Source organism: Paraburkholderia madseniana, from assembly GCF_009690905.1.
Classification (GTDB): Bacteria; Pseudomonadota; Gammaproteobacteria; order Burkholderiales; family Burkholderiaceae; genus Paraburkholderia; species Paraburkholderia madseniana.
Genome location: NZ_VOSW01000034.1, coordinates 1 through 16,963 on the forward strand (window position 1 = coordinate 1; position 16,963 = coordinate 16,963).

22 protein-coding genes and 1 tRNA gene are annotated in these 16,963 nt (G+C 62.8%); 12 read left to right on the forward strand and 11 right to left on the reverse strand.

Features of this window, described 5'->3' with window-relative positions:
• Positions 1-238 precede the first annotated feature (238 nt).
• Positions 239-508 (forward strand): hypothetical protein, encoded by a 270-nt coding sequence (locus FSO04_RS18895; RefSeq protein ID WP_120291432.1) that lies wholly within the window; start codon positions 239-241, stop codon positions 506-508.
• A gap of 263 nt (positions 509-771) precedes the next feature.
• On the opposite strand, the gene FSO04_RS18900 is transcribed toward FSO04_RS18895, so the two are convergent.
• The 6 genes from FSO04_RS18900 to ssuD all read right to left on the reverse strand — a co-directional run bounded on the left by FSO04_RS18900 (position 772) and on the right by ssuD (position 4,880).
• On the reverse strand, positions 772-1,014 hold the full coding sequence (locus tag FSO04_RS18900) for a DUF6566 family protein (RefSeq protein WP_154561321.1): 243 nt from the start codon (positions 1,012-1,014) through the stop codon (positions 772-774).
• 107 nt (positions 1,015-1,121) lie between these two features.
• On the reverse strand, positions 1,122-1,319 hold the full coding sequence (locus FSO04_RS18905; RefSeq protein WP_054034588.1) for a hypothetical protein: 198 nt from the start codon (positions 1,317-1,319) through the stop codon (positions 1,122-1,124).
• Between the two features lie 222 nt (positions 1,320-1,541).
• Positions 1,542-1,757: a TOBE domain-containing protein gene (locus FSO04_RS18910; RefSeq protein WP_011488137.1), complete on the reverse strand. Its 216-nt coding sequence runs from the start codon at positions 1,755-1,757 to the stop codon at positions 1,542-1,544.
• A 47-nt stretch (positions 1,758-1,804) separates the two neighbouring features.
• Positions 1,805-2,809, reverse strand: a complete 1,005-nt coding sequence (locus tag FSO04_RS18915) for an ATP-binding cassette domain-containing protein (RefSeq protein ID WP_154561323.1) — start codon at positions 2,807-2,809, stop codon at positions 1,805-1,807.
• Positions 2,806-3,663 carry an aliphatic sulfonate ABC transporter permease SsuC gene (gene ssuC / locus FSO04_RS18920; protein ID WP_154561325.1) on the reverse strand — a complete coding sequence of 286 codons (858 nt, stop codon included), beginning with the start codon at positions 3,661-3,663 and terminating at the stop codon, positions 2,806-2,808. The genes FSO04_RS18915 and ssuC overlap by 4 nt, the downstream gene beginning before the upstream one ends.
• A 56-nt stretch (positions 3,664-3,719) precedes the next feature.
• Positions 3,720-4,880, reverse strand: a complete 1,161-nt coding sequence (ssuD, locus tag FSO04_RS18925; RefSeq protein ID WP_154561327.1) for an FMNH2-dependent alkanesulfonate monooxygenase — start codon at positions 4,878-4,880, stop codon at positions 3,720-3,722.
• A gap of 521 nt (positions 4,881-5,401) precedes the next feature.
• Between ssuD and FSO04_RS18930 the strand changes: the two genes are divergently transcribed.
• Positions 5,402-5,827: a hypothetical protein gene (locus FSO04_RS18930; protein WP_154561329.1), complete on the forward strand. Its 426-nt coding sequence runs from the start codon at positions 5,402-5,404 to the stop codon at positions 5,825-5,827.
• A 19-nt stretch (positions 5,828-5,846) separates the two neighbouring features.
• Here the strand turns inward: FSO04_RS18930 and FSO04_RS18935 are convergent, their stop codons facing one another.
• A complete protein-coding gene (locus tag FSO04_RS18935) occupies positions 5,847-6,983 on the reverse strand; it encodes an enoyl-CoA hydratase/isomerase family protein (RefSeq protein WP_154561331.1) in 1,137 nt (378 codons plus the stop codon).
• A gap of 46 nt (positions 6,984-7,029) precedes the next feature.
• Positions 7,030-7,968: a TetR/AcrR family transcriptional regulator gene (locus tag FSO04_RS18940; protein ID WP_154561333.1), complete on the reverse strand. Its 939-nt coding sequence runs from the start codon at positions 7,966-7,968 to the stop codon at positions 7,030-7,032.
• 135 nt (positions 7,969-8,103) lie between these two features.
• Between FSO04_RS18940 and FSO04_RS18945 the strand changes: the two genes are divergently transcribed.
• Positions 8,104-9,114 carry an NAD-dependent epimerase/dehydratase family protein gene (locus tag FSO04_RS18945; RefSeq protein WP_154561335.1) on the forward strand — a complete coding sequence of 337 codons (1,011 nt, stop codon included), beginning with the start codon at positions 8,104-8,106 and terminating at the stop codon, positions 9,112-9,114.
• A gap of 67 nt (positions 9,115-9,181) precedes the next feature.
• On the opposite strand, the gene FSO04_RS18950 is transcribed toward FSO04_RS18945, so the two are convergent.
• Complete coding sequence (locus FSO04_RS18950) at positions 9,182-9,466, reverse strand: DUF1488 family protein (RefSeq protein WP_154561337.1); 285 nt, start codon at positions 9,464-9,466, stop codon at positions 9,182-9,184.
• Between the two features lie 265 nt (positions 9,467-9,731).
• On the opposite strand from FSO04_RS18950, the gene FSO04_RS18955 reads away from it, so the two are divergent.
• Both FSO04_RS18955 and FSO04_RS18960 read left to right on the forward strand, forming a co-directional pair.
• Positions 9,732-9,923: a hypothetical protein gene (locus FSO04_RS18955; RefSeq protein ID WP_154561339.1), complete on the forward strand. Its 192-nt coding sequence runs from the start codon at positions 9,732-9,734 to the stop codon at positions 9,921-9,923.
• A gap of 64 nt (positions 9,924-9,987) precedes the next feature.
• Positions 9,988-10,371, forward strand: a complete 384-nt coding sequence (locus tag FSO04_RS18960) for a hypothetical protein (protein WP_154561456.1) — start codon at positions 9,988-9,990, stop codon at positions 10,369-10,371.
• A gap of 25 nt (positions 10,372-10,396) precedes the next feature.
• On the opposite strand, the gene FSO04_RS18965 is transcribed toward FSO04_RS18960, so the two are convergent.
• Together FSO04_RS18965 and FSO04_RS18970 are read right to left on the reverse strand one after the other, a co-directional pair.
• A complete protein-coding gene (locus FSO04_RS18965) occupies positions 10,397-10,729 on the reverse strand; it encodes a DMT family transporter (RefSeq protein ID WP_372342008.1) in 333 nt (110 codons plus the stop codon).
• 10 nt (positions 10,730-10,739) lie between these two features.
• Complete coding sequence (locus FSO04_RS18970) at positions 10,740-11,237, reverse strand: heme-degrading domain-containing protein (protein WP_154561343.1); 498 nt, start codon at positions 11,235-11,237, stop codon at positions 10,740-10,742.
• A gap of 259 nt (positions 11,238-11,496) precedes the next feature.
• Here FSO04_RS18970 and FSO04_RS18975 point away from each other — a divergent pair.
• From FSO04_RS18975 to FSO04_RS19005, 7 genes are all read left to right on the forward strand, one after another.
• A tRNA-Met gene (locus tag FSO04_RS18975) sits at positions 11,497-11,573 on the forward strand.
• 319 nt (positions 11,574-11,892) lie between these two features.
• Positions 11,893-12,438, forward strand: coding sequence for an NUDIX hydrolase (locus FSO04_RS18980; RefSeq protein WP_097392281.1), 546 nt, complete (start codon positions 11,893-11,895; stop codon positions 12,436-12,438).
• A 9-nt stretch (positions 12,439-12,447) separates the two neighbouring features.
• Positions 12,448-13,185, forward strand: a complete 738-nt coding sequence (gene aat, locus FSO04_RS18985) for a leucyl/phenylalanyl-tRNA--protein transferase (RefSeq protein ID WP_154561345.1) — start codon at positions 12,448-12,450, stop codon at positions 13,183-13,185.
• 116 nt (positions 13,186-13,301) lie between these two features.
• Positions 13,302-14,123: an arginyltransferase gene (locus FSO04_RS18990; RefSeq protein ID WP_168435741.1), complete on the forward strand. Its 822-nt coding sequence runs from the start codon at positions 13,302-13,304 to the stop codon at positions 14,121-14,123.
• 173 nt (positions 14,124-14,296) lie between these two features.
• Positions 14,297-15,274: a quinone-dependent dihydroorotate dehydrogenase gene (locus FSO04_RS18995; protein WP_233464910.1), complete on the forward strand. Its 978-nt coding sequence runs from the start codon at positions 14,297-14,299 to the stop codon at positions 15,272-15,274.
• Positions 15,275-15,390: 116 nt separating this feature from the next.
• A complete protein-coding gene (locus FSO04_RS19000) occupies positions 15,391-16,185 on the forward strand; it encodes a cystine ABC transporter substrate-binding protein (RefSeq protein WP_093632562.1) in 795 nt (264 codons plus the stop codon).
• Positions 16,186-16,292: 107 nt separating this feature from the next.
• The gene (locus FSO04_RS19005; protein WP_154561349.1) at positions 16,293-16,952 is read left to right on the forward strand and encodes an amino acid ABC transporter permease; all 660 of its coding nucleotides are present in this window, start codon (positions 16,293-16,295) and stop codon (positions 16,950-16,952) included.
• Positions 16,953-16,963 lie beyond the last annotated feature (11 nt).

A 16,963-nucleotide genomic window follows, 5' to 3' on the forward strand; every position in this document is an offset into this window, starting at 1 on the left:
CTCCCAACCCGGTCTTTGACCGCCAAAACCGCTTGACAGACGGGGGCAGACCACCGCTGACGCCTGTCGCATAACCCTCCGACCGATTATTTCAATACCGAGAATAGTAATTTCAGATTATCGGTACAAATTTTCAATAGTAGGGGTATACACTGCCTTCCATCGACGTTGCAGACACACCTCACCGGCCCCTGCGACGCCTTCCTGAAATGAAATCGAAACTTATCGGAGTCACACCATGAAGACCAAGCTCATCGCCGCCCTGTTGGTTGCTGTTTCTGCCTCGATCGCCGCTCCCGCATTCGCTAGCGGCTACGGCCCGGCACCGTTCTACCGTCCGTCGGTCGGCGCACCGGCTTCGCAACAAGGCCAGAGCGCACAAACCGTCGCGGCTGAACGCGCTAATGCCGAGTCGAACGCATACGGTGGCGTGAACAACGTGTCGTCGCAATCGGGTACGCGTGCACCGGCTTCGTCGGGCCCGCAATCGGTTTTCTTCGGCCACTAATCTGTCGCCGTTGAAGGTTGCCGTTCACAAGACGGCAGCCGAACTGGGCGCCGCGAATGCAATGCATGCCGGCGCCCGGTTCCGTTTACACGACGGCCGCGACCGCGGCGTCAAGCCCCTGCCACTGGTTCATCACGCCCCACGCATATCCTTGTTCGGCGATTCGCAAAAACGAATCCGGTTGCCGAACGGATCGACCGTCTCCAGCAAGTCGAAAGATCGTCAGCTTAATTGAATGCGCTCGCCGGCTCGCGCGCTTGTGGCTACGTGGTGAGGCCAGCATCGATCGTTTCCCGCGCCGCCTTGAAGCCCGCCAGGGCCGCGGCATGCTCAGTGGACCATAGCGTGTCGATATGCACGAGCCGCCAGTCGACCACCACCGCGTCGTTGCGCAACACCCGAAAATGCGCTTTGACACCGGTGAGCACCTGTTCGACCGCGACTTCAATCTCGTAGTCCTGATAGCGCTCCTGGTAGTCGCCCATGTCGAGGCCTTTCGGCTCCATGATCGCCTCCTTGGTGTCTTGCGTGCCCTTGAATGTCGGCGGCCGCGCCTTTCCACCGGGCCGTCGTTGCGGCTCGGAGCATGCACCGGCCCGCCCTCGCCTGACGATCAGTCGCAATCGCCAGAAAGGTACTGCCGGCCGCTACAGGTGATTTCGACTTCGCCGCCGCTTGCTTCGGCGGCAAGCCCGTTCGTCAGCAACTCCGCCGTGACGGATTGCTCAAACTTCGGCATGGGCTGTCCGACGCCGACATCGTTCAGGCGCCGCAACGCTTCAACCGCTTCCGGACTTAATGACTTCGACATGGCCGTCTCCGTCGTGGTGCTCAATTCATCGTAGCAAGTTTTGCGGGGGCACGCAGGGGCGCGTTGAGGCATGCGGGTTGCGTGGTGCCGTATGGATGCGTGGCGGCAACAAACCGGCAAGTGGTATCGGCAAGGAGGATGAGATCAAGCGAAGCGGCGCCAACGCAAAATAGCGTCGGCGCGCGTGAAGATGCGATCAATGCGACTAGTGCCCTCGCGCGCTTACAGACGAGCGATCGACACCTCCGTCGACTTCACCAGCGCGACCACTTCCGAGCCGACCTTCAGGTCGAGTTCGTCGACCGAACGTGTGGTGATCACCGAGGTGACGATACCGAACGGCGTGTCCACATCGACCTCGGACACCACCGGCCCGCGGATGATTTCCTTGACCTTGCCTTTGAACTGATTGCGTACGTTGATTGCGGAAATGCTCATGTCGAGTGACTCCAGAAAAGCGATTGAAAACAGTCAGTCAAGGGGTGTCAGACGGCCCAGCGGACGTCTGTCGGCCGCCGCGTGAGGCGGCCCTCGTCACGTGCGTCGTAAGCGCGATGGGACAGTGCGTCGTCGTTCGGCGCCGTCTTCAGTACGCGTTGCAACACATGTTCTTCCAGCGCTGCAAAACCGGCCGACGCACGCGCCCGTGGGCGCGCCAGCGGCACCGGCTGATCGAGCGCGATGCGCCCTTCTTCGATCAGCAGAATCCGGTCGCCGAGCGCGACGGCCTCATGCACGTCGTGCGTCACCAGCAGCGCGGTAAATTGATGTTCGCGCCACAGCCGTTCGATCAGCGCGTGCATTTCGATGCGCGTCAACGCGTCGAGCGCGCCGAGCGGTTCGTCCAGCAGCAGCAATTGCGGCCGATGCACCAGCGCCCGCGCCAGTGCCACACGCTGACGCTGACCACCGGAGAGCTGCGCGGGCCAGTCGTTGGCGCGCTCCAGCAAGCCAACTTCGTCGAGCACGGCGCGCGCATCTTCACGGGCGCTGCGGCCGAGGCCGAGCATCACGTTTTGCAGCACGCTCTTCCAGGGCAGGAGCCGCGCGTCCTGGAACATGATGCGCGTGTCGAGCGGCTGGCCGTCTTCGGCGCGCTTTTCGAGCACGCCCGAGGTGGCCTTCTCCAGACCCGCCACCAGGCGCAGCAAAGTCGATTTCCCGCAGCCGCTGCGGCCAACGATCGCCACGAAACTGCCGCGCTCGATCGACAGATCAAAATCGGACAGCACCGTGCGCTCGCCGTACTGCTTGCCGACGCCGCGCAATTCGACCGAAAAATCGCCAGAGCGGCGTGCGTCGTTGCGCGCCGATGCACCGGTCGCCGAAGGCACGACGCCCACGCGCTGGCGATCGTGCGCCGAATCCGCACGGTCGAAGCCGGCAGCCTCATCCGCGTCATGATCGACAGTGCGCGGTTGCGCCAGTTCGGCTTCGAGATCGCTGCCCGCGATGCCGCCGAACGAGGTCGACAATGTCGTTGCGCTCATGTTTTCGCTCCTCGTTGATAGGCAGGATGCCAACGCAGCGATACACGCTCGAGACTCTTGGCCAGCACGTCGGCAAGTTTGCCGAGTGCCGCGTACAGCAGGATGCCCACTACCACCACATCGGTTTGCAGGAATTCGCGTGCGTTCATCGTCATGTAGCCGATGCCCGACTGCGCGGAAATGGTTTCAGCGACGATCAGCGTGACCCACATCAGCCCGAACGCGAACCGCACGCCGACCAGAATCGACGGCAACGCCCCCGGCAAAATCACATGCCGGTACAGCGAAAAACCCTTCACGCCATAACTGCGCGCCATCTCGATCAGGTTGGCATCCACCGAACGGATACCGTGAAACGTGTTCACATAGACCGGGAAAAACACACCCAGTGCGACGAGAAACACCTTCGCCTCTTCCTCGATACCGAACCACAGGATCACGAGCGGAATCATCGCCAGCGCGGGAATGTTGCGGACCATCTGCACAGTCGAATCGAGCGCGATTTCAGCGGGTTTGAAGAGACCCGTGGCAAGGCCGAGCACGAGTCCGATGCCGCCGCCGATCGTAAAGCCCGACACCGCGCGCCACGTGCTGACCTTCACGTCCGCCCACATTTCGCCGGACTGGATCAGCGACCACGCGGCCTTCACGACCGCGAGCGGTTCGGGCAGCACACGCGTCGAGAGAATGCCGCTGCGCGCGGCGAATTCCCACGCCAGCAGAATCGCCAGCGGCACGAGCCACGGCGCCAGAGGCGCGCCGATGCGGCGCAATGCGCCGACGAGGCCCGCGCTGAAAGCCGCGCCCGAGCCTGCCTGTGTGCCTCGTTCCTCACTCACAGTGGATTGAGCCATGATGATTGTCCTCGTTGCTTATCGATGGGCGTCATTGCCGAACCGGGCGCAAGCGCTCAGCTCGAACTTGCCGCCTTCGGCAGATAGTTGTTGCCGACGATCTCGCCGAACGGCCCCGACAGCGGACCGCCCGCGACCTTGCTTTGATGGCCCGGCAGCAACGGGAACACCAATTCGGCGAAGCGATACGACTCTTCGAGATGCGGATAGCCGGACAGGATGAACGTGTCGATACCGAGCGCCGCGTACTCGTTCATCAGCGCGGCCACCTGCTCGGGATTGCCGACCAGCGCCGTCCCAGCACCACCGCGCACGAGACCGACGCCCGCCCACAGATGCGGATACACCTCGAGTTCCGCGCGTCCACCGCGCTTGCCGCCGTGCAACGCGGCCATGCGGCGCTGTCCTTCGGAATCCATCTTCGAGAACGAAGCCTGCGCACGGGAAATGGTTTCGTCGTCGAGCTTGCTGATCAGCTTGTCGGCGGCGGCCCATGCTTCTTCTTCGGTTTCGCGCACGATGACGTGAAAGCGAATGCCGAACTTGATCTTGCGGCCACGCGCTTCAGCGCGAGCGCGAATGTCGGTGATCTTCTTCGCGACGGCTGCGGGCGGTTCGCCCCACGTTAGATACGTGTCGATGTGATCGCCCGCGATGTCGTGCGCAGCCGCCGACGAACCGCCGAACCACAGCGGCGGATGCGGGTTCTGCACCGGCGGATACAGCGCCTTGCCACCCTTCGAGACCAGATGCTCGCCGTTGAAATCGATCGCGTCGTTGGTATGTGCGGCGGTCAGCAACTTGCGCCAGATATGCAGGAATTCGTCGGTGATTTCATAGCGCGTGTCGTGATCGACGAACACGCCGTCGCCTTCCAGTTCAGCCGAATCACCACCTGTCACGACGTTGATCAAGAGACGCCCATTCGACAGACGGTCGAAGGTCGCCGCCATGCGCGCCGCCAGACCCGGCGATGAGATGCCCGGACGGATCGCCACCAGAAACTTCAGACGTTTGGTCGCGGCGATCAGGCTGGACGCGACGACCCATGCGTCTTCGCACGAACGGCCGGTCGGCAGCAGCACGCCCTCGTAGCCCAACGTATCGGCGGCGACGGCGATCTGCTGGAAGTAGTCGTAATCCGCTGCGCGTGCGCCTTGGGACGTACCGAGATAGCGGCTGTCGCCGTGAGTCGGAATGAACCAGAACACATTCATTTGCTGCTCCTGCTTGTTCGAAACTGGATTGAATGGAAACGGTGCGTCGAGTGAAAGTGCACACGCCGGCCGCGCGCCGCTGGTCGCGCACATCCATCCGGTACGAAAGCCGGAGATGCAAGCGCAAAAAGGAACGGAAAAACTGCGGCGAGGCGCGGACTAGCTCCGACAGCGCATCCGCAAGCGCGTGTGTGCCATGGAGCGGCTGAAGATCGGCATCAGGCAGGACATCGCGACGGCTTCCCTCGACCAGACGTGCGCGTGATGCGCTCGATTAAATGGGCGACGGCGGCAAACACCGTCTGCATGGAGAAACAGTCTATGGATCGGGGCGCGGCTTTTGAACGATTTTTTTTAGCTTAGGTTTTCCACTTTCGTGATTAGCCCGACGCTAAAGCATACGGATGTTGCGCCTTACCTACGCTGGAAGCCGGGCACCCCTATATATAATGGCGCTACGTTTCCAATAATCCGGTGCAGGCCGCGTGAACCACGCCGCCTGATCTCTCGCGGTGCAATGCATGCAAAAACTCATCCTGCCGTTCATCGCCGGTTTTCTGGCTTCCCTGTTCTTTCATGAATCGACTCTGGCGCTGCTGCACGCAGCCGGTCTGATCGACCCTACCGGTTTTTCGACCGCGCCGTTTTTGCCGCTCGGGCTGCCGGAGTTTATTGCGAACGCGATCTGGAGCGCATTCTGGGCTGTGCTGATGGCGTGGCTGTTGCGCGTTGCGCCGGGACGCCGCGCGCCGTGGGTGCCCGCCTTCGTGTTCGGCGGCCTTGCGTTGACGGCGGCGAGCGTGTTTGTGGTCGATCCGTTGCGCGGCATCTGGCCGAGCGGCAACATGCTGCCGCGCCTCGCGGTGGGTTTCGCGGCGAACGCGATGTGGGGCTGGGGCGCGCTGGTGTTCATGCGCGCATTCATGGCGAGCGAAGACGAAGACTGAGCGTCTTCCTGGTGTCTGCTTAACCTCGCAGATCTCGCAACGGGTGTTCGTTTGCCGGCCACGGGCTTTCGAACATCTTCGCCACGTCGGCGGCGCTCACGTCTTCGATACGCGCAAAACGCCAGCGTGGCGCGTTGTCCTTATCGATGATGCGCGCGCGAATCCCTTCGATTGTGTCGCCTTGCGCGAAGCACGTGCGCGTCAGATCGAGATCGCCGCGCAGCACGTCCGCCATCGAACCCTCCGCGCGCGTCACCACTTCCAGCGACACGGCCATCGACAACGGCGAACGTTCGCGCAACACGGCAATCGTCTGCTCAGCCCAATCGGCCGAATCGCCGCCGTGCTCCCGTTCCTGCTCCAGCGACGCGAGAATCTGCGTCATGTCAGGCAACGCGAAATGCCGGTCGATCAACGCTCGCGTGCTCGCTAGCAGTGAAGCGTGGGGTTCTGGTACGACCTGATGCTTAGCGGCCTCACGCTCGATGCTCGCCACCACGTCTGCACCACGTTCGAACGGCTCGCTGCGCAATGTATCGGCTAGCGCGGGCAATGCCGCGTCGTCGATATAGGCGTCGGCTAGACCTGCGTAGAGTGCGTCTGCTGCGCCGATCGTCTCGCCCGTGACCGCCAGATAGCGGCCGAGCGCGCCCGGCGTGCGCGCCAGAAACCAGCTCGCGCCGACATCGGGAAAGAGGCCAATGCGGGTCTCGGGCATCGCCATCTTCGTGGAGTTCGTCACCACCCGCAGGCCGCCGGTACGATGCGCGCCCTGCGAAATCCCCATGCCGCCGCCCATCACGACACCGTTCGTCAAGGCGATATACGGCTTCGGGTAAGTGAAAATCGCGTGATTGAGCCGGTATTCCTCAGTGAAAAAGATATCGCGCGCATCATGCTCGCCGCGCTGCGCCGACTCGTACAGAAAGCGGACATCGCCGCCCGCGCAGAACGCGCGCGGATGCTGGCTGCGCACCACCACGGCAAGCACGTCGGAATTTTCGCGCCACTGATCGAGCGCAGCGTGCATCGCGCGAATCATGCCGGTCGACAGCGCATTGAGCGCCTTCGGCCTCTCCAGTTCGATGAAACCGATGCGGTTGGCTACGTAAGTCGCGACTTCGTCGCTGACGGCGGGCGAGGCGGAAATAGACATGGAGAGCGAAGCGCGATGGCGCGAAATGAATCGGAACTGAACGTTATCACGCGCTCGCGGCTTTGGGCTTGGTGGCGGGTTTGACGCCCGTCTCAGCGGGCGATTCTGCGTGCGCTTCTGAGTGCGCTTCTGCGTGCAATTCCGCTGGCGCTTCAGCAGACTTTTTCTTGCCGGCACGCGTGGATTTTGCGGCGCCTTGCGACTGCCCGGCGGGTTGCATGCCCAGCCAGGTATCGAGCGCGACACCCACCACCGTATCCAGCGGCGCGCTCGGAAACACAGGGCATGTGAGGTTGAGCGCGACGATGCCGTGCAGGGTCGCCCAGAACGCCTCCGCCCACACGGCCACGTCCATCGATGCGGACAAGCGCCCTGCTGCTTTCAACTCTTCGAGGGCGCGGAGCATGATGTGTAACGCGGCGTCGCCGGGATCGTCGTCCGGTTTCGCAGGCGCAAGATTCGCTTTTCCGGACGCGGTGGAAGCCGCCGCGGTTGTTCCTGCGGCCGTTGTCCCAGCGGCCGTGGTTTCCACCGCTTCGCTCGCGGCGGTCACCCCTGCATCCGCCACGGCAGCCACCGCCCCACCCGCACCCTTACCAGCCGCGGCAGCCGCGCCGCCCAGCGCCGCGCCTGTGTAGCTCGGGTCTTCCATGAAGATCAGCCGATAGGTTTCCGGATGAGCAACACCGAATGCCACATAAGCACGCCCGAGCGCCTTCAAGCGCTCAGCCGGATCGGCGATCTGCGCGAGCGGCACGAAGGTGGCCAGCAATTGCGCATAACCTTCCGCACACAAGGCCTGCGCAATTTCATCGCGGCTCGCGAAGTGAAGGTACAGCGTGGCGGGTGAATACTCGATGGCGTCGGCAATCTTGCGCATTGACAGCGCAGCGAAGCCTTCGCGCATCACGATGCGCCGCGCTGCATCGAGGATGCGCTCGCGCAGCGCCTGTTTCTGGCGGCTTTTTCGTTCGACGATTCCCATGCCGGGCATTTTCGGCTTGACAAACTGAAATGTCAAATTAAACTGAACACTGTTTACTGAACGGTGTTCACTAAATTCTCATCGATCAGACAAGCTCACCCAGGCGCAATACGGCGCCGTCTTCAGGAGTCGTTCATGCAAGCTACAGGGAAAGTAGGTTTATTCGGCGCCGCGGGCGCCGCCGGTCAAATCATCGGGGCGGCGCTGAGCGCGGCGGGCCGTGATTACCGGGTAGTCGGCCGCTCGCGCGCGCCGCTCGAGGCGGCCTTCGGCCACGACCCGCATGCGGAAATCGTCACGTGGAATCCGGACGACCCGGCTTCGATCAGCGCCGCGGCGGCCGGTTTGCAGACGGTGATCTATCTGGTGGGCGTGCCCTACGATCAGTTCGCCTCGCATCCGCCACTCATGCAAAAAACCCTCGACGGCGTGACGGCGGCAGGCGTCGAACGCTTCATTCTGATCGGCACCGTGTATCCGTACGGCCGCGCGCGCGGCAATCCGATTAGCGAAAATCATCCGCGTGAGCCCCATACGTTCAAAGGCAAGATGCGGCTCGAGCAGGAAAAACTGGTGCTGGCGGCACACGGGCGCGCGAGCGGGTCTACCAGTTTGTCGACGCTGGTGCTGCGCCTGCCGGATTTCTACGGTCACTGCATCGAACGCAGTCTGATCAACGGCATATTCGAGGGCGCGGCGCACGGCAAGCGCGCGCAGGTGATCGGGCCGGTGGATGTGCAGCACGAATTCATCTACCTGCCGGATATCGGACCAGTGGTCGAGAAACTCACACGTACGCCCGAAGCGTACGGCCGCTGGTGGCATCTGGCCGGCACGGGCACGATCACGCAGCGCGAAGTGGCGAGACAGGCTTATGCGCTAGCGGGCCGCGAGCCGAAGCTGATGGTGGCCGGCAAGACCATGCTGCGCGTGCTCGGCCTCTTCAATCCGCTGATGCGGGAACTGGTGGAGATGAACTACCTGATGACCGAGCCGGTTGTGCTTGACGACTCGGCACTGACACAACTGCTCGGTCCGATCGCCAAAACCTCGTACAAAGACGGTATCCGGCATGCGTTCGACGCCGCGCGCGCAGCGGCATCGGCGAATACGGACACGCAACGGGACGCCGCGAAAACGGCCTGATTGTGGACGGCTTTCGCAAGCGAGCGGCTTTAAAGCGCGTTTTTTGTGCGTGTGCGAATGAACCGGATCAGCCCGCCATGTTGCCGGGCGGAAAGTGGCCGCTCTTGAGCAACACAGGCGTGCCATTGCTGATCTGCAAATGTTCGCGCGCAACCGCCTCGATGTGTGGACGTCCGGCGTCGAACGCGCGCATCCAGCCTTCGAGATCCTCGGTGTACGCGCCGAAGTGATCCTCGAGCGCCTCGACCGAGATCGCGCACGGCACCGGTTCGCCGTCCACGAGCGCGCGAAAGACCACCGTCAGATTGGAGTCGCGGTAAGCGGGCGCGTCCGCGGGAAACCGAATTTCCATGGTCGCCTCATCAGAAGGATCCGGCAGGAAACGGACACCGGGGAGTACCGGCCGCCCCGGATATGCCCGCTATGGTACTCGCGCGACTGGACTGCGGTCCAGCCTCCAGCGCCCGCCTGATCAACGTCGTACGCCCCATGCCGATAAGCTTCGCAGGCAAATCGACACGCCGGATTGCACTTGTGCCGACTGCTTCGGTCGAACCGGTTCATCGGCACGATCCGTGCTGACGCAGTGACGCCTTTTCGAGGTCAGCGAACACAGTATGGGAAAATATTTCCTGCAGAACCACGAACTGCCTGAACCGGATGCCGCAAACACCTGGTTTGCTTACGCAGAAAGCCATGGCATCGACATTCCGAAAGCCATCAGCATCTGGGAAGACGCAGCGACCGAAAGCGGCTCGGAAAGCCGCCAGTTGGTCCGCGCGGCAGGCATCACGATCGAAACGCCTTAGCCTTATGGGCACACGCCCCGTGTGTGTGGCGAGCCTCGATACCTATTTGAAAGGAAACATCACGATGCATTTCATGACGCAACTGCGCCGCTCCGGCCGCTTCCTACCCAGCAGCGCCGCGCTTGCTCTCGTCCGCAGGGCGTCCCTGTCTGCCGCGCTGCCCGCCGCCGTGCTGCTCGGCGCGGGTCTCGCGGGCTGCGCATCGTCGAACACCACCTCGCTGATCAATCTGCCGAACGGCCAGACGGGTTTTGCGGTGAACTGCAGCGGCGCCGACGCCGCGTCCAGTTGGGCCTCCTGCTACGTGCAGGCCGGCAAGGCGTGTGGCGCAACCGGCTACGACATCGTGTCGAAAGACAACGACGAAGGCGGCGCCGCGGGCGGCAGCGTCACGAACGTCGTATCGGCTAACGTGAAAAACCGTTCGATGATCGTGCGCTGCAAGTAACGCTCAGTGGACGCTCAATGAGCGCTCAGTGCGCCTGCATCTTCGAGAACATGTTCAGCACGGCGACCCCGGCAATGATCAGCCCGAGCCCGATGATGGCCGGCACGTCCGGCACTTGCCGGTACATCACGACCGCGACCAGCGTAATCAGCACGATGCCGGCGCCTGACCACACTGCGTAGACGATGCCCACCGGAATAGTCTTCAGCGTGAGCGACAGGCAATAGAACGCGATGCCGTAGCCGATCACCACGACCGCTGCGGGCAGCAGCCGCGAAAAACCTTCCGAGGCCCGCATGGCGGAGGTCGCGATGACTTCGGCAACGATCGCAATGGCGAGCAACGCATAAGGCGGCATCCGCATCGCCTCAGGCCTTTGCAAGCGCGAGCTTGCTGTAGTCGTGGCCGAGGTGCGCGCACAGCGCTTCCACCACCAGCTCATGATCGGCGCGTTGCGGCAAACCGGACACCGTGATCGAGCCGATCACGCCGGCGCCCGCCACCGTCAGTGGAAACGCGCCGCCATGGGACGCATATTCCGTGACCGGCAAGCCGTGCTTGTCGGCGAGCGTGCTGCCTGCCTGTTGCATCTTCAAACCGATCGCATACGAACTGCGCCGGAAATGCGCGACCGTGTTGCCCTTGCGACGCGCCCAGTCGACGTTGTCCGGCGTCGCGCCCTCGAGCAAGCTGAAGAACAGCGGCTGACCGAATGTGCGCACGTCGATAGCCGCGGCAATGCCGCGTGCTTTCGCGACTTCGTGCAGATAGGCGCCGATCTGCCATGCGCGGTCGGCATCGAATTGCGGGAACACCAGCGCTTGTTCCTGAGCGGCAATCACCTGTAGATCGTGAGCGATATCCATGGAGTTCTGAACAAGGTAAGAAGTGAAGCGCAGGCCGTTGCACATGCATCCCGGCGCGCGAAGAGAACCTGGATTCTAGCGCAGCGTGCAACGCAGGCCTTCCGGCATACGACGCCGGCAATGCACGCCGCGACTTTGGAGGCCGCTGCGCTTTGGCGTTCCGCTTTGAAGTTCGCCCGCAGCGGCGCGCATTGAAGCCGGTTCTTAACAAGCTATTGCGCTGGTCGCCGCTTTGTTCTATAATCTTTTCTTCGACGGACGCGGGGTGGAGCAGTCTGGCAGCTCGTCGGGCTCATAACCCGAAGGTCGTAGGTTCAAATCCTACCCCCGCAACCAAGTAGCGCTTAAGTAGCTAAATCGGTTCGAAGACGTCGAAAAACTTCAAAGGCTTGCCCAACCGGCAGGCCTTTTTTGTTTTCTGTCTCCCGTTTTCCGCCTCGCGGCTGCGTGCGCTGACGCCCGCTCGTGCCCGTTGATCCGGACTCCAAACATATCCGCATTTTTCCTCCACAGTATTCGCAATGCCGTCGCATCGACGGGCGCCTGATCAGCGAAATTCCCCACCCCACACCGACTGGCCCACACCGTCATGGCCCGCTCCCGACAAAGCTCGCCCCAGTGATAAACTCCCATCACCCTTTCTCGTCCCCTTCCTATGAAATTCTGTTCTGTCTGCGGCCACGGCGTCAGCCTGAGCATTCCGCCGGGTGACAACCGCGAGCGCTTCGTGTGTGGAAGTTGCGGTACGGTGCATTATCAGAATCCGCGCAACGTGGTCGGCACCGTCCCGGTCTGGGACGACAAAGTGCTGCTGTGCCGTCGCGCGATCGAACCGCGCTACGGCTACTGGACGCTGCCGGCAGGCTTCATGGAAATGGGTGAAACCACCGCCGAAGCGGCTTCGCGCGAAACGCTGGAAGAAGCCGGCGCCCGCGTCGAGGTGCAGAGCCTGTTCTCGCTGTTGAACGTGCCGCACGTGCATCAGGTGCATCTGTTCTATATGGCGCGCCTGCTCGATCTCGACATCGCCGCCGGCGAAGAAAGCCTCGAAGTGAAACTCTTCGAGGAACACGACATTCCGTGGGACGAGATCGCCTTCCCCACCGTCGGCCAGACTTTGCGTTTCTTTTTCGCCGACCGTGCCGCCGGCAGCTTCGGGCTGCATACGGGCGACATCTTCCGCTCGCTGCGCGAAGGTTGAGCGGCGCGCATGGTTCCCTGGCTCGGACCTGACGATCCGTTTCCCTCCGTCGAGCGCGCGCTCGGCGCGGCAAGCGGCGCACCCGGCCTGCTCGCCGCCAGCGGCGACCTGCTGCCGTCGCGGCTGATCGACGCCTATCGGCGCGGCATCTTCCCCTGGTATTCGGACGGCCAGCCGGTGCTGTGGTGGAGTCCTGATCCGCGCATGATCCTGCGCCCCGCCGAGTTCAAACTATCGCCGTCACTGCGTAAAACGCTCAAGCGCGTGCTGCGCGAGGACGCGTGGGAAATCCGTGTCGACCATGATTTTGCAGCTGTTATGCGCGCCTGTGCGCAGGCGCCGCGACGCGGCCAGCGCGGCACGTGGATCACCGCGGATGTCGTCGAAGCGTATTCGTCGCTGCACCGGGTCGGCGATGCACACAGCATCGAAACCTGGTTCGAAGGCAAACGCGTAGGCGGTTTGTACGGGGTGTCGTTCGGCCGGATGTTCTTCGGCGAATCGATGTTCGCGGAGGTCACCGATGCGTCGAAAATGGCGCTGGCCGCGCTTGTCGGACACTTGCGCTGTCACGAAATAGAAATGATAGACTGCCAGCAGAACACGTCGCATCTGGCGTCGCTGGGCGGTCGCGAGATAGCGCGCAAAGCGTTCATCGCGCATGTTCGCGCGTCTGTCGATGCACCGCCGATTCCCTGGCGTTTCGACAAGACCGTCTTGCACGATGTCGTAGCGCCGGCGGCGTAGGAAAAATCAGGCCGAATCCGGATCCGTCGCCAACCGAGCCGCGGGTCACGAGCCGCGGGTTTCAAACCGCAAGGCGCCGGGTTTGCAATACCAGAGACGCTTCGAGAGCTGCCAACGTGACTCATCCCAACGAGCTGCCTCTTTCTCCGCTTTCGGCGCTGCAATTTTATGCAACGGCGCCCTATCCCTGCAGTTATCTGGATGGACGCATCGCGCGTTCGCAAGTCGCCACGCCCAGTCACCTGATCAACTCCGACGTCTATACCGACCTCGTCAAAGCCGGCTTCCGTCGCTCGGGCGTGTTCACCTACCGCCCGTATTGCGATGGCTGCCGCGCCTGCGTGCCGGTGCGCGTGCCGGTCGATCATTTCGAGGCGAACCGCACGCAACGCCGGGTGTGGAAGAAGCACGGCGAGCTGATCGCAACGGTTGCCCCGCTGCATTACGACGAAGAGCACTACGCGCTCTATATGCGCTATCAATCGGCGCGGCATGCCGGCGGCGGCATGGACCGCGACAGCCGCGACCAGTACGAACAGTTCCTGCTGCAGAGCCGGATCAACTCGCGGCTGGTCGAATTCCGCGAGCCGCTGCCGGACCATCCGTCAGCACCGGGCATTCTGCGCATGATCAGCATGATCGACATCCTCGGCGACGGGCTCTCGTCGGTGTACACGTTCTTCGAACCGGGACTGCCGCACACCAGCTTCGGCACCTACAACATCTATTGGCAGATCGAGCAGGCGAAAAGCCTCAAGCTGCCCTACGTGTACCTCGGCTACTGGATTCGCGAGAGCCCGAAGATGGCGTACAAGGCGAATTTCCGGCCGCTCGAAGGTTTGATCGACGGTGTCTGGAAGGTGCTCGATCCAACCAGCATCGATCTGCCGCCGGTCGATCTGGCGATTCAGGGTCGGCGCGGGCCGCTGCGGCCTTAACCCCGGCCATAAGGTAACCCGAAGGTGGCCACAACGTGGCCATAACGGTCCCTACCAGTTAGTCTCATTAATGCCCCAAAGCCGGTAAAATGGCGGGTTCCCATTTTCCGGCCGCCCGGCTTCGTCCCGTGTTCAGTTCCCTCTACCCGCTCGTACGCGCCCAACTCTTTCGCATGGACGCGGAAGACGCTCACCACCTGACTTTGCGCATGCTCGGCGCCGCGGGCCGCACCGGCCTTGCCGGCGCGCTCGCGCCACGTGTGCCGGATTCGCCACGCACCGTGATGGGGCTGACGTTCCGTAACCCGGTCGGGCTCGCCGCGGGCCTCGACAAGGACGGCGCGTGCATCGACGGTCTGGCGGCGCTCGGCTTCGGCTTCATTGAAGTGGGCACGGTCACGCCGCGCGCGCAGCCGGGCAACCCGCGTCCGCGCATGTTCCGCCTGCCCGAGGCGAATGCCGTGATCAACCGGATGGGCTTCAACAATGCGGGTGTCGACCAGTTCGTCCAGAACGTGCAGGCCGCGCGCTATCGCGGCATTCTCGGGCTGAACATCGGCAAGAACGCCGACACGCCGATCGAGCGCGCCGCCGAAGACTATCTGTACTGCCTCGAACGCGTGTACCCGTTCGCGAGCTACGTGACGGTCAACATCTCGTCGCCGAATACGAAGAATCTGCGCCAGTTGCAAGGCGCGGGCGAACTCGACGCGCTGCTCGCGGCGCTTAAGGACAAGCAGCAGCGTCTGGCCGACATGCACGGCAAGCTGGTGCCGCTCGCCCTGAAGATCGCGCCGGATCTCGACGACGAGCAGATCAAATCGATCGCCGATACGCTGTTGCGCCACAAGTTCGAAGGCGTGATCGCCACCAACACCACGCTGTCGCGCACCGCCGTCACCGGTATGCAATACGGCGATGAAGCCGGCGGCCTGTCGGGCAAGCCCGTGTTCGACGCGTCGAACGAAGTGATCCGCAAGCTGCGCGCCGAAGTCGGCGAAACGGTGCCGATCATCGGCGTGGGCGGGATTTTCTCGGGCGAAGATGCGCGCGCCAAGCTCGCGGCAGGTGCTTCGCTGGTGCAGCTCTATACCGGCTTCATCTATCGCGGACCCGCGCTGGTGGCTGAATGCGCGCAGGCGCTGCGCTAAGCCGCCCGTGACCCGCCTCCGTAATATAGACATAAACAAACGATATTTAGGTTTCGATAGTCTGCTTTGTTATGCTTTCGTCTGTTAAAACGCCAGACGAACAAAAAAGGAACTCGATGAAATTTGGCTTGCTGAAAAAGATGCTCGTCGCCGGCCTGATCGGCGCGTCGTTCACCGCGGTCACCGCCCACGCGGACGACCTGCTCGACCAGGTCAAACAACGCGGCACGCTGCGCATCGGCCTGGAAGGCACCTTCCCCCCGTTCAATTCGAAAGCGCCGTCGGGCGAACTGGTCGGCTATGACGTCGACATCGCCAAGGCCGTTGCGGCCAAGCTCGGCGTGAAGCCGGAATTCGTCACGACCGAGTGGAGCGGCATCATCGCCGGTCTGCAGGCGAACAAGTTTGACGTGATCGTCAACCAGGTCGGCATTACGGACGCACGCAAGCAGGCACTCGACTTCTCGCCGGCGTACACGTACTCGGCCGCGCAACTGATCCAGCGCAAGGACGACACGCGCCAGTTCAAATCGCTCGACGATCTGAAGGGCAAGAAGCTCGGCGTCGGTCTGGGCACCAACTACATGGACATGGCGAAGTCGGTGCCGGGCATCGACGTGAAGACGTACCCGGGCGCGCCTGAATACCTGCGCGATCTGGCCTCCGGCCGTCTGGATGCGGCGCTGAACGACCGCCTGATGCTCGCGTATCTGATGAAGAACTCGCAACTGCCGCTGCGCACGGGCGCGACGGTCGGCGCGGGCAACCCGTCTGGCATTCCGTTCAGGAAGGGCAACCCGAAGTTCGCCAAGGCGATCGACGACGCGATGACCCAGCTCGAAGCGGACGGCACGTTCTCGAAGATTTCGGACAAGTGGTTCGGCATCGACGTCAGCAAGCCGATCAAGTAACGCACGCCGGATGAAACGAGGGGCGGCATCGTCGACGATGCCGCCCTTCGCTTTTGTCCATGATGTGCCCCCATGTGCACTTTGCGCGTCAACCTTACCCACCGCTCATGTCCACCACTTCCCTGCTCGTCCAATCGCTTCCTGTGCTCGCACAGGGCGCCGTCCTGACGGTCAAGTTCGCGGTTCTGTCGATGATCTTCGGCCTGCTTGCCGGCGCCGTGCTCGCGGTGATGGGCGTCAGCCACAACCGCGCGTTGAACTGGATCGCGCGCGTTTATGTGAGCGTGTTCCGCGGCACGCCGCTGCTGGTGCAGATCTTCGTGATCTATTACGGCTTGCCGAGTCTCGGTATTTCGCTCGACCCCACGCCTGCGGGCGTGATCGCGTTGTCGGCGAACGTGGCGGCGTATCTGTCGGAGAGCATGCGCGGCGCGATTCTCGGCATTCCCAACGGCCAGTGGCTGGCCGCTTATAGCCTCGGGCTCTCGCGGCGTCAGACATTACGCTACGTGATCGCGCCGCAGGCCTTGCGCATCGCCGTGCCGAGTCTGTCGAACAGTTTGATCAGCCTGATCAAGGATACGTCGCTGGTGTCGGTGATTACCGTGACCGAGTTGCTGCGCAGCGCGCAGGAAATCATCGCGTCGACCTATCAGCCGCTGCCGCTGTACCTCGCGGCAGCCGCGGTCTACTGGGTGCTGTGCCAGGTGCTCGAGTGGGTGCAGCACTGGTACGAAAAGCGCCTGGCGCTGCCGTCGCGCCACTGAGGAGCCTCCAC

What these genes read in the sequence shown, in the direction of transcription:
- FSO04_RS18895 (WP_120291432.1), top strand. Translation starts at nt 239, where the DNA reads ATGAAGACCAAGCTCATCGCCGCCCTGTTGGTTGCTGTTTCTGCCTCG.
- FSO04_RS18900 (WP_154561321.1), bottom strand. Translation starts at nt 1,014, where the DNA reads ATGGAGCCGAAAGGCCTCGACATGGGCGACTACCAGGAGCGCTATCAG.
- FSO04_RS18905 (WP_054034588.1), bottom strand. Translation starts at nt 1,319, where the DNA reads ATGTCGAAGTCATTAAGTCCGGAAGCGGTTGAAGCGTTGCGGCGCCTG.
- FSO04_RS18910 (WP_011488137.1), bottom strand. Translation starts at nt 1,757, where the DNA reads ATGAGCATTTCCGCAATCAACGTACGCAATCAGTTCAAAGGCAAGGTC.
- FSO04_RS18915 (WP_154561323.1), bottom strand. Translation starts at nt 2,809, where the DNA reads ATGAGCGCAACGACATTGTCGACCTCGTTCGGCGGCATCGCGGGCAGC.
- ssuC (WP_154561325.1), bottom strand. Translation starts at nt 3,663, where the DNA reads ATGGCTCAATCCACTGTGAGTGAGGAACGAGGCACACAGGCAGGCTCG.
- ssuD (WP_154561327.1), bottom strand. Translation starts at nt 4,880, where the DNA reads ATGAATGTGTTCTGGTTCATTCCGACTCACGGCGACAGCCGCTATCTC.
- FSO04_RS18930 (WP_154561329.1), top strand. Translation starts at nt 5,402, where the DNA reads ATGCAAAAACTCATCCTGCCGTTCATCGCCGGTTTTCTGGCTTCCCTG.
- FSO04_RS18935 (WP_154561331.1), bottom strand. Translation starts at nt 6,983, where the DNA reads ATGTCTATTTCCGCCTCGCCCGCCGTCAGCGACGAAGTCGCGACTTAC.
- FSO04_RS18940 (WP_154561333.1), bottom strand. Translation starts at nt 7,968, where the DNA reads ATGGGAATCGTCGAACGAAAAAGCCGCCAGAAACAGGCGCTGCGCGAG.
- FSO04_RS18945 (WP_154561335.1), top strand. Translation starts at nt 8,104, where the DNA reads ATGCAAGCTACAGGGAAAGTAGGTTTATTCGGCGCCGCGGGCGCCGCC.
- FSO04_RS18950 (WP_154561337.1), bottom strand. Translation starts at nt 9,466, where the DNA reads ATGGAAATTCGGTTTCCCGCGGACGCGCCCGCTTACCGCGACTCCAAT.
- FSO04_RS18955 (WP_154561339.1), top strand. Translation starts at nt 9,732, where the DNA reads ATGGGAAAATATTTCCTGCAGAACCACGAACTGCCTGAACCGGATGCC.
- FSO04_RS18960 (WP_154561456.1), top strand. Translation starts at nt 9,988, where the DNA reads ATGCATTTCATGACGCAACTGCGCCGCTCCGGCCGCTTCCTACCCAGC.
- FSO04_RS18965 (WP_372342008.1), bottom strand. Translation starts at nt 10,729, where the DNA reads ATGCCGCCTTATGCGTTGCTCGCCATTGCGATCGTTGCCGAAGTCATC.
- FSO04_RS18970 (WP_154561343.1), bottom strand. Translation starts at nt 11,237, where the DNA reads ATGGATATCGCTCACGATCTACAGGTGATTGCCGCTCAGGAACAAGCG.
- FSO04_RS18980 (WP_097392281.1), top strand. Translation starts at nt 11,893, where the DNA reads ATGAAATTCTGTTCTGTCTGCGGCCACGGCGTCAGCCTGAGCATTCCG.
- aat (WP_154561345.1), top strand. Translation starts at nt 12,448, where the DNA reads ATGGTTCCCTGGCTCGGACCTGACGATCCGTTTCCCTCCGTCGAGCGC.
- FSO04_RS18995 (WP_233464910.1), top strand. Translation starts at nt 14,297, where the DNA reads ATGGACGCGGAAGACGCTCACCACCTGACTTTGCGCATGCTCGGCGCC.
- FSO04_RS19000 (WP_093632562.1), top strand. Translation starts at nt 15,391, where the DNA reads ATGAAATTTGGCTTGCTGAAAAAGATGCTCGTCGCCGGCCTGATCGGC.
- FSO04_RS19005 (WP_154561349.1), top strand. Translation starts at nt 16,293, where the DNA reads ATGTCCACCACTTCCCTGCTCGTCCAATCGCTTCCTGTGCTCGCACAG.